We start from the raw sequence: 13,075 nt of genomic DNA, 5'->3' as shown, positions 1-13,075 counted from the left end.
TTCATGAGAAAGCTCATACTCGCCATCTCAGTTCTTGCACTGGCCGGATCGGCCGCATTCGCAGATCCGATCGCCGACAGGCAAGCGCTCATGAAGGCGAACGGCAAGGCGGCCAGCGTGCTGGCGCCGATCGTGAAGGGCGAAAAGCCTTTCGATCAAGCTGCGGTGATGGCTGCTCTCACGCAACTCAGCGAGAATGCGCAGAAGATCGACGTCGCAGCGTTGTTCCCCGCGGGCAGCGACACGGGCGAGAAGACAACCGCCTCGCCCAAGATCTGGGAAGAGCCGACGGAGTTCCAGGCCAAGGTGGACAAGTTCAGGGCCGACACGGCCGCGGCCGTTGCCGCCGCCCCAAAAGATGTCGATGCGCTGAAAGCGCAATTCGGCGCGATCGGCGCCAATTGCGGCGGCTGCCACGAAACCTTCCGCATCAAGAAGGGCTGACCCCGGCTTGGCGCGGCTGTTCGGGAAACTCGCGGCCGCCGCCGTCATTGTCGGTGGCCTGGCCGCTGCAGGCTTCTGGTTTCTCACCACACCAAACAGGCTGAGCGCGGCTGAACTGGCCGCGCTCGGCACAGGTGACGCAAAGCGTGGCGAGCGCATGTTCTGGGCCGGCGGCTGCACATCCTGCCACGCCCGGCCCAAGGCGGAAGGCGACGCGAAACTTGAACTTGCCGGTGGCTTGATGCTCAAGACGGCCTTCGGCACTTTTGTCGCGCCGAACATTTCGCAGCACCCGGAGGATGGCATTGGCGCCTGGTCGCTCGAGGACTTCGCCAACGCGATGCTGCGGGGCGTGTCGCCTTCGGGCGAGCACTTCTACCCGGCGTTTCCCTACCCCTCCTACACACGCATGGAGCCGTCGGATGTCGCCGATCTCCATGCCTTCATGAAGACACTGCCGCAGGTCGGCGGCAAGGCTCCGCCGCATGTGCTCGGTTTCCCCTACAACATCCGTCGCGGTATCGGCCTCTGGAAGCTGGCCTATCTCCGTTCCGACCCGGTGATCGCACTCGGTGACGACACGGCGGAACCAGTGCGGCTCGGGCGCTACCTCGTGGAAGGGCCGGGCCATTGCGGCGAGTGCCATACGCCGCGCGCCTTCACCGGCGGCATCGAGCGGGGCCAATGGCTCGCCGGCGCCGTCGCTGCCGAGGGCGAAGGGGTGGTGCCAAATATCACCGGCGGCGAGGGTGGCATCGACGCGTGGTCCGAGGGCGATATCTCGGGTTTCCTGGAAACCGGCTTCACACCCGACTTCGATTCCGTTGGCGGCGCGATGGTGCCTGTGCAGCAGAACATGGCGAAGCTGACGCCGGAAGACCGCGCCGCGATCGCCGCCTATCTGAAGGCGGTACCGCCACATCCGAACGGCTATCCCGCAAGGCCGCAGCCCGCGGAATGACGTTTGCCGCCGCAGGGAGCCAAGCTGGCTCCGGCGACGGCTACCGCGCAGGCACGAGCAACAGGCTGAGCTTCAGATTTCGGCGGCGACGGCCTGTTCCTGTGGCTGAGGCCGTGCGCCGCCGCGACCGGAATGCGCGCCAGCCGGCGGCGCCTTCAGCAAGAGGACGAGGCCGGCCACGGCAAGAAACGCCAGCACTTCGTAGAGCAATGCGCCTTCGAAGCCGACGACATAGGCGGGGTGCTTCGCCGATCCCGCGGCAATCCGGGCGGTCAGCGTTGAAAAGAAGATCTGGCCCGTGATGGCGATACCGACCGCGCTGCCAATCTGCTGGAAGGATTGCAGCGCTCCTGAGCCAGAGCCGGCGTCGCGCGGCGGCACGCCCGACAGCACCGTCTGGAACATGGGCGAGATGCCGACGCCCATGCCGAAGCCGCACAGGATGAGCGGCACAAAGAGATCCCAGTGGTCGACGGCATCACCGGTCCCGCCGACGATGACGCGCAGGATCAGCATGCCGGCGGCCAGGCACAGCGCGCCGAGCGCGATGCGCTGTCGGGACCAGCGCAGGCCGAGGCGGCCTGAAATGACCGAGGCGATCAGCACGCCCGCGGGAAAGGGCGTGGTGGTGAGGCCCGACTGGAGGGGCGTGAAGCCGAAACCGCTCTGCAGGAAGATGGCGAGCACCAGAAAGAAGCCGGAGACACCGCTGAAGAAGACGATCGTCATCATCGATCCCAGCAGGAAATTGGTGTTTCCGAGCAAGGCAACCGGCAGCAACTCGCTGGCATTCTGCCGCGCACGCCAGCGTTCGTAGACAAAAAAGAGCGCAAAGCCGGCGATTGCCGCTGCGATCATGACGAAGGCCCAACCCGGCCATCCATAGGAATGGCCCTCGATCAGCGGAAAGATCAGCAGGAAGACGGAAAGCCCGGCGATCAGCATGCCACCCCAATCGTTCCTGAGGTCCCGGTTCGCACCGGTCGCCGGCACCACCATGGCGGCGGCAAGAATCGCAAGCAGCCCGATCGGCAGGTTGACGAGGAAGATCGGCCGCCAGTCGAGGCCGAAAAGGTTGGCGTCGATCAGGAGGCCGCCCGCCAGCGGGCCGGTCACCGACGCCAGCCCGGCCGACAGCCCGAACAGCGAGAAGGCGAGAGCGCGTTCCTCGGGTGGGAACATGATCTGCGCCAGGGCCAGCACCTGCGGGATCATCATGGCGCCGGCGAGGCCTTGCAGCGCCCGAGCCGCGATCAGCGTGGTCATGGTCGGGGCCACGCCGTACAACATCGAGAACAAGGTGAAGCCCCCGACACCCAGCAGGAACATGCGCTTGCGTCCGATGCGGTCGCCCAAGCGGCCGAAGGGAAGCAGCCCGAGCGCGAAAGCCATCACATAGGCCGCCGCGACCCACTCGATCTGGGCGCTGGTGGCATCCATGTTGCGCTGCATGCTGGGCAGGGCGACATTGACGATCGACAGGTCGACGAGATTCATGAATGCGGCGAGAAGCAGGATGGCGAGGGCCGCCCAGCGGCGCGGATAGGCCTCTGCTGTCGGTGCGGGCATGTTCATGGGCTTGACCTGTAAATGGCGGCGGGGTTCGTGAGGGCGCGCTCGAGTTCGGCGACCACGCGGTCGAAATGGGCTGCCGGATCGTCGGAAAACCGCTCCGACGCCATGAGGGCACCGATCACCATGGTTGCCGCGGCGGCGGGGTCGAGATCTGGCCGCAGACTGCCGTCGTTGCGGCCGGCGGACAGGATTTCGCTCCACTGCCGATGCCAGTAGGCCGTCATCGGGCCGATGGCGGCTGCAACCTTCTTGTCGCGCCGTGCTCGGATCCTCAACTCGGTAAGAACGACGAAAAGTTCCGGATTTTTCACGAGCGTGTCGCGGAAGTCGTCGAACTCCAGACGGATCTTCTGTAGCGGGGAGAGGCCGGCACGCGGGCGCGCTTCGGATTGAGCAATGAAATCGTCCCGAAGCGACTGGGCCACGAGTTCGATCAGGCTCTCCTTGGTCGGTATGTGGTAGTGCAAGGTGGCGATATTGATGCCCACCCGCTCGGCGATGTCGCGCGTTCGCAGCCCCTCGAAGCCGCGCTCGGCAACCAGCGAGCGTGCCGCCATCGCAATTTCGGCCCTGCGGGTCGTGGTTCCGCTTACATTCATCGTATTCGACTCTCCATCAATCAATTGATTGAGATTTTGGGAAAGTCAAGAGCCGACCGGACTCGACGACGTTCCGGTCGTTCCTAAGGGTACTATCTCCTATGCCGCGGCCTTGCCCGTCACCTTGAGGGCGAATGCGTATGTGAAAGCAATCTCTTCCAGTCTCGAGAAGCGGCCGGAAGCACCTGCATGGCCGGCGTCCATGTTGATCTTGAACAGAACAGGGTTTGATCCCGTCTTGCGCTCGCGCAGCCTGGCGACCCATTTCGCCGGTTCCCAATAGGTCACACGGGGGTCGGTGAGACCGGCAACTGCCAGGACAGGCGGATAGTCCTGGGCGGAGACGTTGTCGTAAGGCGAATAGGCCGCGATCGTATGGTAGTCCGCCTCCGATACGATCGGATTGCCCCATTCCGGCCATTCCGGCGGGGTGAGGGGAAGCGTGTCGTCGAGCATGGTCGTCAGCACGTCGACAAAGGGTACCTCGGCGACGATGCCGCCGAAGGCTTCCGGCGCCATGTTCGCGACCGCGCCCATCAGCATGCCGCCGGCCGACCCGCCCTGGGCGACGATCCGGCCGTGCGAAGTGTAGTGTTCCGCGACGAGGTGGCGAGCCGCCGCGATGAAGTCGTGGAAAGTGTTGGTCTTCTTTTCCCGCTTGCCGTCCTCGTACCAGGAGTAACCCTTGTCCTTGCCGCCGCGGATATGGGCGATGGCGTAGACGAAGCCGCGGTCGACGAGCGACAGGCAATTGGTGTTGAAGGCGGCGGGCACGGTGATGCCGTAGGAGCCGTAGCCGTAGAGAAGGCAAGGGGCGGTCCCGTCGAGTCTCGTGTCACGATGATGGATCAGCGACACCGGCACCAGTTCGCCGTCGTGCGACGGAGCCATCAGCCGGCGCGTCACATAATGCTCCGGGTCGTGGCCGGAAGGCACCTCCTGGGTCTTCAGCAAGGTGCGCTCGCGGCTGCGCATATTGTAGTCGAAGAGCTGCGAAGGCGTGGTCATCGACGAATAGGAGAACCGCATGACCTCGGTGTCATATTCGTAGGACCCGGAGAGGCCGAGGGAGAAGGCTTCCTCGTCGAAGGCGATGAGGTGCTCGTCGCCGCTTTTCAGTTCGCGGATGACGATGCGCGGCAGCCCATCCTTGCGTTCGAGCCGCACGAGGTAGTCCTTGAAGCTGAGGATCGACAATATGAGGCGGCCCGGTTCGTGCGGCACCAATTCGGTCCAGTTTGCGCGTTCCGGTGCGGAGGCTGGCGCGGACATGATCTTGAAGTCCTTGGCGCCGTCGGCATTGGTCAGGATGAAGAAGACCGCGCCGCCGTCCTCGATGTCATATTGCAGCCCGGTCTCGCGCGGTGCCACGATGCGGGAGGCGGCGAGCGGATCCGCCGCCGGAATGACGTGATACTCCGACGTTTCGTGGTCGTTGATGGCGATGAAGATCCACTCGTCGTTGCGGCTGCCGCCCACGCTCATGAAGAAGCCGGGATCGCTCTCTTCATAGATCAGTTGGTCCGACGCGCAGTCGGTTCCGATACGGTGGAAGAATATTCTGGACGGCCGGTGGTTGGCGTCGAGGCGGGCGTAGAAGAAGCCGTCACCCGCCGCGTCCCAGGCGCCGGAGCCGCCGGTATCCGTGACGAGATCATCGAGATCGGCGCCGCCGTCCATATCGCGCACACGGACCGTGTAGAATTCGGAACCCTTGTCGTCAAAAGCCCAGAGCAGGCGACGGTGGTCGCTCGAATGCTCGACGTCGCCGATGCGGAAATAGGCTTTGCCCTCGGCTTCATGGTCGCCATCGAGGATGATCGTCTCCTGTCCGCCATCGCGCGGCGTGCGGAAGAAGCGCGGCTGCTCGCCTCCCTTCTTGTAGGAGGAGCCATAGGCAAAGGGGCCATCCTTCATCGGCACGGAGGAATCGTCCTCCTTGATGCGGCCTTTCATTTCACCGAAGAGGACGGCGCGCAGTTCCGCGGTGTCGGCCATCAGTGCCGACTGGTAGGCGTTTTCCGCCTCGAGATGCTTACGGATCGTGGGATCGAGGACCGACGGATCCTTGAACACCTCCTGCCAGTTGTCCGCGCGCAGCCAGCCATATTCGTCGATACGGCTGATGCCGTGGTGCGTGTCCGATGCCGGGCGCTTGTCGGTCGCCGGTGGCGTGGCCGCCGGAAATGCGTTGTTCTTGGTCATTGCTTCCCGTCTTCGATGAATCGTGAATGCTCGGTGAACATGCCGATCAGGTTTGGTTCAACAGTCGGATCATAAAAGCGCAACTATAGAGACGAACCCAGGGAGACTTTGGATGAAATCTCGTGCCGCCGCCGTTGCAGCCTTTGCGCTGGCCTGCACTGTCACGTTCTTCTCGGCGGGTGCCGAAGCCGTCGTCTTCGCGGCCTGGCAGGTCGCCAATGTGCCTTGGGACGATACGTTGAACGTGCGCAAATATCCGTCGGGCAGTTCGCAGAAGCAGGCCGCCTATCCCAACGGGACGGTGCTGCAGATGACCGGGCGCTGCACCGGCGAAGGGCCCGATCTCACAGACATTGCGTATCTTCCGCCTTGGAAGCAGGCTCAGGCCGTCCGCTACCGCTGGTGCGAGGTCTGGCATGATCCTGCCAGGAACGGCCAATTCGAGACGGGCTGGGTCTACGGCAAATATATCAGGCCGCATTGACGTCCTGTCGGGGTGCCGCTTTGCGGAATTCGAGCGCCGTGCCGTTCGTGCAGTACCGCCGGCCGGTGGGATTCGGGCCGTCGTTGAAGACATGGCCCATATGCGCGCCGCAGTCCGCGCAACGCACTTCGGTGCGGCGGATGAAGAACGACCGGTCGTCGTGCTCGGTGACGGCATCGGGCTTGGCCGGCGCGCAGAAGGCAGGCCAGCCGACGCCCGAATAGAACTTGGCCTGCGACGCGAACAGCAGTCGTCCGCAGCAGACGCAATGATATGTCCCGTCGGCCATGTTCTCCCAGTTGGTGCCGGTATAGGCATGCTCCGTTCGGCGTTCGCGTGTGACGATATACTGTTCCGGTGTCAGCAGCGCGCGCCACTCGGCATCCGTTTTCTGCACCTTCAGTTGGAGATTGCCGGTCATGTCCTGCTCCTGCGGTCGGGTATCCCCGGGATATGCTTGTCGAGCGTCTGACAAGCATCTATGTGGCCAGGCTGCGAGAACTGAGTCAGCCTAGGCTGCCGGAAGAGTCTCACATGGTCCCTTCCGATGCACCGTCCGCCCGACATACAGGTTGCAGGCTGACCACACAAGAAAGGAATGATGTCCTATTTCGAAGTCGGCGTTTTCGATCACAAGAAAAACATAGGCTTAATACAAGACTGAAGCGCCGGGAACTTCCTCGAAATATAGCGTTTGATAGACTTGATTTACTGTGCACATCAATTAAATAAGTGATGCGCGAATCGGAAGGTCGAATGCCTGTCGAGTGGTCGCGCCCGGCCCCGACAACCACAAAAAACGGGGCTGGTAGAAACAAGCATTGGGGCCTGGAGCAAGATGGATATCGTAGACGCACCCGCAAAAAATAGTGAAATGTTGATCGAGCTGACGGCCGATGTGGTCGCCGCTTATGTCAGCAACAACCCCGTTCCCGTCGGGGAACTTCCCAACCTGATCGCCGATGTGCATGCAGCGCTCGGTCGCGTCGGCGGCAGCAGCGATCAGCCTGTCGTTGACAAGCAGAAGCCGGCGGTCAACCCGAAGAAGTCCGTTCACGACGACTACATTATCTGCCTCGAGGACGGAAAGAAGTTCAAGTCGCTGAAGCGGCACCTGATGACCCACTATGGGCTCACGCCGGATCAGTATCGTGAAAAATGGGGCCTGGACGCCAGCTATCCTATGGTCGCGCCCAACTATGCGCAGGCGCGTTCGCAACTGGCGAAGAAGATGGGCCTCGGCCGCAAGCGCAAGGGTCGCTGATCGGCGGTTCGATGCAATTCTACCAAACGGCGTCGCGAGGCGCCGTTTTTGTTTTTGGGCGGCTGTTTTCTGCGACGCTGCGCGGCGTGCTCTATTCCGCGGGTTCCAGTGCCGCTTCTGCCTCGCGTTTGATTCGCCGGACCATGGAGCGCAGCCCGTTGGCGCGCTGCGGGGTCAGATGCTCATCGAGGCCGAGCTCGCGCATCGTCTCCTCCGCCTCCGTTGCCAGGATCGTGCTGGCGCGGCGGCCCGAGAACAGTGCGATCATGATAGCCACCAGCCCGCGCACTATATGCGCGTCGGAATCGCCGTGAAACGTCAGGACGGGGTCAGGGCCACCGCCGCGCGCGGTGTCGAGCCAAACCTGACTGACGCAACCCCGAACCTTGTGCGCATCGTCGCGCGACTGTTCGGGAAAGGGGGACAGGCCCTGGCCGAGCTCGATGATGTAACGATAGCGGTCTTCCCATTCGTCCAGGAAGGCGAAATCGTCCTTTATGGTTTCGATCGCAATGGTCATCCTGCCGTTGATATAGTGAGCGGCGGCGCCGAGGTCACGGAAAAAGAGCTTACGCGGCAGACGCCCGCGCGAACTTCGAAAACAAGAGGCGCCGGAAAGCGATCAGCCGCTCGTATACTGCCATGCCGCGATTCGCTCCGTGCGGGAGATCGAGGATCGAGCCGGCCATGGTCAGGACTACGGACGCGCCGACGGAATCGGAGCGGAGACGTCCCGGGTCCGTTGCATAGCATTCTCCTTGAACGCGACGCCCGGTTTCGGCTGTATCTCCCCGCCCGGAATTCCGCCGGTGCTGAGCGACGGGTCAGGCTCGGCGAACCGATCGTCGAGCAGTTCGTAGGCGATACGTGCGCTTTCACGGGCGCGCACTCCGATCGTCTGCAGGGCGGACTTGCCGGTCTCGCAGACGTCAGGTTTTCGTTCGCATATGCCCGCCAGGTCGCCGACTGCATCCCGGGCCGCGAAAACGGCCTCTATCGGGCTGACGCCTGGCGCTCCGTCAGAGCCTCCCTCGCTATGGAAGGGGAGGAGCAGCAGGACCAGCGAAAACCAGAAACCCATGCGGATGAGGAAACGCATCTTTCTGCCTCTCGTCTCGTGTCGGCGGCGAGGCCCGTTGGGGGGCGCGGCCGCTTCCTTGGCAAGACACTGGCACGGCGCGCCCAAAGGACGGCTTGCCGGAACGAATCGGATTTTCCTCAATTTCGCTTCGAGTTTTAGCGATCCCGATCCGGCGCCGGGGCGCGGGCCGGTGCCGATCGTGGCATCCGCCGGTCGGTGACCCGACCGCACGCATATCACCCTGTTTTTCAAAAATATTTCGTGCCTGCGCACGGTCCCGTCAGGCACCTGCGAAGCGCGCGGCGACGATAACCCACCATTTACTATGGTCGAAGGTGAGTGCCGATTCCACCAGCTCCGGCCCGACAATCGACATCAATACGGTGCCCAAACGCACGACCTTATCCTTTCCTTAAAGGCTGGATGAGAGGGTCGGAACCAACCAAGAGCGATCCGCAAAGCGGACAGGTGCGAGTGCGTGGCGTTGAGTGCGTTGGCAACCAGATCTTCGGAATGGCTCGCCGGGTTGGCCGCAGGTTGCGACCGACTGGTCCACCCTTCCGTGACTTGCGCGGACGTCCGCGCGCGCCAGGCCCGGCTGCTCGGTGCCTTGCTGGTCGGGCCGTTCTTCCTGGCCGCTGCCGCTGCCCAGGTGTTTGTTCCTGGCCTGGGTGCGGCTGCGGCGCTCGCGGCGATCTGCGGCTTGCTCGCCGCTGCCTGGCTCGCCGTCGTGGCGGTGACGACGACCGGCCGCGACACGCTCGCCGCCGGCGCCATGCTCGCGATGGCGGCGCCGGCCGTTGGGTCGGTCATCGCGGCGGCGGGCGGTATCGCCTCGCCGCTTTCCCTGCTCGCGCTCGGCCTCGTCGTCGAACCCTATTGGGTGGCACGGACGCCCCGTTCGGCCTGGCTTGGCAGTCTTGCCGCCATTGGCGCTTTCGTCGTCCAGGCCATGGTCGCACCGGCGCTCGCCGGTGCCGACATTGCGGCCAGCGCCTGGCATTGGCTGGTGCCGGCCGGCTATGTCCTTTCGCTCCTGCCGCGGCTCCACTCACTGCTCGGCGTCGAGCCGCATCGGGACGCGGACGACGAGCATCGCGGCATCGAAGATTTCATCGACGCCGTCGTACTTCGCATGGCACTGAATGGCGATGTCGCCGACGTTTCGCGCAAGGCGCGCGATATCCTCGATCTCCAGCCGGAACTGCTGCTGTCGAGCGGCTTGCTTGACCGCATCCATGTCGCCGACCGGGTCGCATATCTCAGTGCCTTGGCCGATATCCGCGATGGCGCAGCCTCCCGCAATTGCGAGCTGAGGTTGAGGCTGCCACGTCGGGCCGACGGCCCGGCCGGCGACAACTACCGCCTCTTCTGTGTGGAGCTGGTGCGCGCCGGCGACGCACGAGAGATCGTGGTGCTGTTGCGCCAGGCCCTCCAGACGGAAGAGCTGCGTGGTGCGCTGGCCCTTGCGCGCGAGGCCGCCGACCGCAACAGTGCCGCGAAGGACCGTTTCCTCGCCACGGTCAGCCACGAACTGCGCACACCGCTCAACGCGATCATCGGCTTCTCGGACATGCTCGCGCACGGCATGTGCGGCAGGCTCGACGATCCCAGGCAGCGCGAATATGTCTGCATGATCCGCGACTCCGGCAACCATCTGCTGGCCGTGGTCAACTCGATCCTCGACGTCTCCAAGATCGAAGCCGGGTCCTACGACATCCATCCAGAGCCGTTCCGCTTCCGCGACGCGGTGGATATGTGCAGGGCGATGCTGTCGCCCCAGGCCGATGCCAAGAAGCTTAGGTTGGACATGCATGTTGCGGGTGCCGTCGGCGACGTGGTCGCCGACAGCCGTGCCATCAGGCAGATCCTCATCAATCTCGTGTCCAACGCGATCAAGTTCACGCCGGAGGGTGGCACCATCAGCCTCGCCGCCAAGCGCCTCGGCTCGCGCCTTCATTTCTCTGTCGCCGATACCGGGATCGGCATCGCCGAGGCGGATCTGGGACGCATCGGCCAGCCCTTCACGCAGATCCAGAACGACTACACCAGGCAGTTCGAGGGAACCGGGCTCGGTCTCTCGGTGGTGAGAGGGCTCGTCGGCCTGCATCAGGGAACGATGACGATCGAAAGCGCGCTCGGGCAGGGAACGACGGTGGCCATCAGCCTGCCGATCGACGGACCGGCGACCTGGCGGGCTTCGCGGGGAGAGCTGCTGTCGATGAAGGCGGCCGAAACCAGAGAGGAGATCGATGGCACGCTCCGCAAGATTGCGTAAGGTCGAGGAAGAACCGGCCGGCGTTCTCCGGCAAGGGGCGGCGTCGCTCGCGATCGTCGTGGCGCGCAATCCTGTCCTGGTCGGAGGCACGACGGCGTTTCTCGTCGCGCTCGCCTACGTCTCGGCCAACGCATTGTGGTACCAGCCCCATTTCCACGAGGGCGCGTTCTTCTCCACCCGCGACACCGCCTATGTCGGACCGCCGGCACCGGAGGAAGACGTCGTCACGCGGTCCTCGACGACCATCCATATCGAACGCGGCGCCCGCGCGGCGGTGCCGGCGCCGGTCGGCGACCCCACGGTGGAGCGGGTGCAGGCCGTGCTGCGCGACCTCGACTTCTACGGCGGAAAGGTCGACGGCATCACCGGTCCCAATACGCGCCAGGCGATCGAAGCCTACCGCAAGACGGTGGGCCTGCCGGTGTCCGGCGACATCGACGACACGCTTCTTGAGCAACTCGGTGCTGCGACCGCGGGCATCGCGCCGCGCCTGCCGGTTCCGGTGCCGCGCGTCGGACCCGAGCAACTCGCGCCGGAGGCGAGGCCGGCCGCATCGCCCAATGGGAGCGATCCCCGCATCGTCAGGATCCAGGCCGGATTGAAGGCCTTCGGCAATGACGACATCGAGATCGACGGGATCGTGGGCGCGCGCACCAAGTCGGCCATCCGCGAGTTTCAGTCGCTGTTCGGCCTGCCGGTCACCGGGGAGCCGGACGAGGTGGTGTACAGGAAGATGCGCGAAATCGGCTTGACGAACTGACGTCGGGCAGGGCCTTAGAGGCCCATGCGGGTCACAACGGATCTATGGGTGTCGGCACTGCTGCGGCGCGTCTTCGGCGACGGCGGCTTCGGGGCCGTGATGCGGCGGGGGGCGGCTGAAGCCGGCGCCGTCTTCGTGGTTACGCGCAACAGGCTCGGCGAGACTTCGCTCCTCGGCCCGGCGCCGCAAACGGCCTATGACAGTGGACGTCCGCATGAGAGGCAGTTCGCGGCGATACTGTCCGATGTCGATGGCGATGCGATCGAAGCACGGCTGGCCAAGGAGATGCGATTCGATTCCGATGTCTGGGTGGTCGAGTTGGAGCCTGGGTCGACGCCGCTGGCCGAACTGCTTGTTCTCACGACGCCCTGAGGGTGCCCGGTGAGGGCGGGTGGGCAGGCTCGTTGGCGTTCGATCCGCTGCGGTGTCGGGCATCGGGCCGGCGCGCAAGCCTCTCCGCAACGGATTCAGCCTTCCAGCCGCGCAGTTTTTCCCGTGCCGTTTCGCGGTGGCTCAGCCGATAGCGGTCGACGAAGAGTCGAATGCCTTCGGCGTGGCCGAAAAAGGCCGGAAAGATCGCCGCCACGATCAGAAAGGCTTGTTCGACCTCGAGGTCGACCACGCGCAGCGCGAGGCTCAGGTCAGCGTAGTTCGCCGTCTCGGTGATGGCCTTGGCGTGGCGCAGGTCGATGCCGAGTACCTCAGCCAGTGCGACCTGAAAATAGTTGAGGTGCCCGGTGAGCGCGGTGGCGCGCAGCTTGGAGAATCGCGCGTTCCGGATCGCCGTCGCCGACATCCGTCCGTCGTCCGCATCGGCCGTGGCCGGCAACATCATGCCTCGCAGCTTCTGCCTCACGCTCTCTGCGGGCGTATCTGCTGGGAGCCCGACGGGCGGCGATGGCGGACGATCTTCAGAAGCGGAAATTGCGTGGCTGTCCTGCGGCACCTGGGCGGGGCGGTCGAGCGCCCTGACGAGATTGGCAATGGTCGGGTTAAGGTTGCGGCGGCGGCCGATCGCCCGGGCATGCGGCAGGCCATGCCTGCCGATCAATATGATGAGGTCGGTGTCGCTGAGAACATCGGAACGGATAAGCAGCGGCGCGGCGATCCCGACCGGCTCGTTGCTCAGTCGGCGGACGAGGGCAGGCGGCGCATGGGGAATCTCGGAGAGGGCGGCGGCGACGTAGCGCTTCGATTCCGCCGAGACGGAATCGAACAGCGGCAAGGCGAGGTCTTCGAGCTGCGCGATTTCGCGCCGCGACGGACGTGGGAGCGCGCAGAAGGCGGAGACGGCCGCGCGGAACAGGCGTTCTGCCTTTCCGTGTTCGGCTCGATTGGCAATCTGTCTGAAATCCGAGGACGACACGATGACACGCCTGACGCAACACGAAGCCGATCGGCAGATATGCGCACGAACCTGGCGC

Annotated in this window: 14 protein-coding genes; 7 read left to right on the top strand and 7 right to left on the bottom strand. The window is 64.3% G+C overall.

Features of this window, described 5'->3' with window-relative positions; genetic code table 11:
• Nucleotides 1-3: 3 nt before the first annotated feature.
• Nucleotides 4-444 (top strand): c-type cytochrome, encoded by a 441-nt coding sequence (locus JN280_RS29780; protein ID WP_202307642.1) that lies wholly within the window; start codon nucleotides 4-6, stop codon nucleotides 442-444.
• A 7-nt stretch (nucleotides 445-451) separates the two neighbouring features.
• A complete protein-coding gene (locus JN280_RS29775; protein WP_202307640.1) occupies nucleotides 452-1,405 on the top strand; it encodes a cytochrome c in 954 nt (317 codons plus the stop codon).
• A gap of 72 nt (nucleotides 1,406-1,477) precedes the next feature.
• Here JN280_RS29775 and JN280_RS29770 read toward each other — a convergent pair whose 3' ends face one another.
• The 3 genes from JN280_RS29770 to JN280_RS29760 all read right to left on the bottom strand — a co-directional run bounded on the left by JN280_RS29770 (nucleotide 1,478) and on the right by JN280_RS29760 (nucleotide 5,784).
• Entirely contained in the window at nucleotides 1,478-2,980 is a 1,503-nt protein-coding gene (locus JN280_RS29770) for an MFS transporter (protein WP_244742251.1), read from the bottom strand.
• Nucleotides 2,977-3,579 (bottom strand): TetR/AcrR family transcriptional regulator, encoded by a 603-nt coding sequence (locus JN280_RS29765; RefSeq protein WP_202307637.1) that lies wholly within the window; start codon nucleotides 3,577-3,579, stop codon nucleotides 2,977-2,979. Before JN280_RS29765 ends, JN280_RS29770 begins: the two co-directional genes overlap by 4 nt.
• Before the next feature lie 99 nt (nucleotides 3,580-3,678).
• Nucleotides 3,679-5,784: a S9 family peptidase gene (locus JN280_RS29760; protein WP_202307636.1), complete on the bottom strand. Its 2,106-nt coding sequence runs from the start codon at nucleotides 5,782-5,784 to the stop codon at nucleotides 3,679-3,681.
• 112 nt (nucleotides 5,785-5,896) lie between these two features.
• On the opposite strand from JN280_RS29760, the gene JN280_RS29755 reads away from it, so the two are divergent.
• Complete coding sequence (locus JN280_RS29755) at nucleotides 5,897-6,268, top strand: SH3 domain-containing protein (RefSeq protein WP_202307635.1); 372 nt, start codon at nucleotides 5,897-5,899, stop codon at nucleotides 6,266-6,268.
• Here JN280_RS29755 and msrB read toward each other — a convergent pair.
• Nucleotides 6,255-6,689, bottom strand: coding sequence for a peptide-methionine (R)-S-oxide reductase MsrB (msrB, locus tag JN280_RS29750; protein ID WP_202307634.1), 435 nt, complete (start codon nucleotides 6,687-6,689; stop codon nucleotides 6,255-6,257). The genes JN280_RS29755 and msrB overlap by 14 nt on opposite strands.
• A gap of 417 nt (nucleotides 6,690-7,106) precedes the next feature.
• On the opposite strand from msrB, the gene JN280_RS29745 reads away from it, so the two are divergent.
• The gene (locus tag JN280_RS29745; protein ID WP_202307633.1) at nucleotides 7,107-7,532 is read left to right on the top strand and encodes a MucR family transcriptional regulator; all 426 of its coding nucleotides are present in this window, start codon (nucleotides 7,107-7,109) and stop codon (nucleotides 7,530-7,532) included.
• Between the two features lie 91 nt (nucleotides 7,533-7,623).
• Here the strand turns inward: JN280_RS29745 and JN280_RS29740 are convergent, their stop codons facing one another.
• Both JN280_RS29740 and JN280_RS29735 read right to left on the bottom strand, forming a co-directional pair.
• Entirely contained in the window at nucleotides 7,624-8,052 is a 429-nt protein-coding gene (locus tag JN280_RS29740; protein ID WP_202307632.1) for a SufE family protein, read from the bottom strand.
• A gap of 177 nt (nucleotides 8,053-8,229) precedes the next feature.
• Nucleotides 8,230-8,631 carry a DUF5330 domain-containing protein gene (locus tag JN280_RS29735; RefSeq protein ID WP_202307631.1) on the bottom strand — a complete coding sequence of 134 codons (402 nt, stop codon included), beginning with the start codon at nucleotides 8,629-8,631 and terminating at the stop codon, nucleotides 8,230-8,232.
• 544 nt (nucleotides 8,632-9,175) lie between these two features.
• Between JN280_RS29735 and JN280_RS29730 the strand changes: the two genes are divergently transcribed.
• Genes JN280_RS29730 through JN280_RS29720 form a run of 3 tightly spaced genes read left to right on the top strand, consistent with a single transcriptional unit; the run spans nucleotide 9,176 to nucleotide 12,023 of the window.
• Nucleotides 9,176-10,891, top strand: coding sequence for a sensor histidine kinase (locus JN280_RS29730; RefSeq protein WP_244742246.1), 1,716 nt, complete (start codon nucleotides 9,176-9,178; stop codon nucleotides 10,889-10,891).
• Complete coding sequence (locus tag JN280_RS29725; protein ID WP_202307630.1) at nucleotides 10,866-11,651, top strand: peptidoglycan-binding domain-containing protein; 786 nt, start codon at nucleotides 10,866-10,868, stop codon at nucleotides 11,649-11,651. Before JN280_RS29730 ends, JN280_RS29725 begins: the two co-directional genes overlap by 26 nt.
• A gap of 24 nt (nucleotides 11,652-11,675) precedes the next feature.
• Nucleotides 11,676-12,023, top strand: a complete 348-nt coding sequence (locus JN280_RS29720) for a DUF1491 family protein (protein WP_202307628.1) — start codon at nucleotides 11,676-11,678, stop codon at nucleotides 12,021-12,023.
• On the opposite strand, the gene JN280_RS29715 is transcribed toward JN280_RS29720, so the two are convergent.
• Nucleotides 12,010-13,017 (bottom strand): hypothetical protein, encoded by a 1,008-nt coding sequence (locus JN280_RS29715; RefSeq protein ID WP_202307626.1) that lies wholly within the window; start codon nucleotides 13,015-13,017, stop codon nucleotides 12,010-12,012. The two genes, JN280_RS29720 and JN280_RS29715, sit on opposite strands and share 14 nt — an antisense overlap.
• Between the last annotated feature and the right edge of the window lie 58 nt (nucleotides 13,018-13,075).

The sequence above is a fragment of the Mesorhizobium sp. L-8-10 genome, assembly GCF_016756635.1.
Classification (GTDB): Bacteria; Pseudomonadota; Alphaproteobacteria; order Rhizobiales; family Rhizobiaceae.
The sequence above is the reverse complement of the archived record's forward strand: the minus strand, read 5'-3'. Positions and strand labels throughout refer to the sequence as shown.

Excerpts from the sequence above, each read along its gene's own strand:
- JN280_RS29780 (WP_202307642.1), top strand. The coding sequence starts at position 4 with ATGAGAAAGCTCATACTCGCCATCTCAGTTCTTGCACTGGCCGGATCG.
- JN280_RS29770 (WP_244742251.1), bottom strand. The coding sequence starts at position 2,980 with ATGAACATGCCCGCACCGACAGCAGAGGCCTATCCGCGCCGCTGGGCG.
- JN280_RS29765 (WP_202307637.1), bottom strand. The coding sequence starts at position 3,579 with ATGAATGTAAGCGGAACCACGACCCGCAGGGCCGAAATTGCGATGGCG.
- JN280_RS29760 (WP_202307636.1), bottom strand. The coding sequence starts at position 5,784 with ATGACCAAGAACAACGCATTTCCGGCGGCCACGCCACCGGCGACCGAC.
- JN280_RS29755 (WP_202307635.1), top strand. The coding sequence starts at position 5,897 with ATGAAATCTCGTGCCGCCGCCGTTGCAGCCTTTGCGCTGGCCTGCACT.
- msrB (WP_202307634.1), bottom strand. The coding sequence starts at position 6,689 with ATGACCGGCAATCTCCAACTGAAGGTGCAGAAAACGGATGCCGAGTGG.
- JN280_RS29745 (WP_202307633.1), top strand. The coding sequence starts at position 7,107 with ATGGATATCGTAGACGCACCCGCAAAAAATAGTGAAATGTTGATCGAG.
- JN280_RS29740 (WP_202307632.1), bottom strand. The coding sequence starts at position 8,052 with ATGACCATTGCGATCGAAACCATAAAGGACGATTTCGCCTTCCTGGAC.
- JN280_RS29735 (WP_202307631.1), bottom strand. The coding sequence starts at position 8,631 with ATGCGTTTCCTCATCCGCATGGGTTTCTGGTTTTCGCTGGTCCTGCTG.
- JN280_RS29725 (WP_202307630.1), top strand. The coding sequence starts at position 10,866 with ATGGCACGCTCCGCAAGATTGCGTAAGGTCGAGGAAGAACCGGCCGGC.
- JN280_RS29720 (WP_202307628.1), top strand. The coding sequence starts at position 11,676 with ATGCGGGTCACAACGGATCTATGGGTGTCGGCACTGCTGCGGCGCGTC.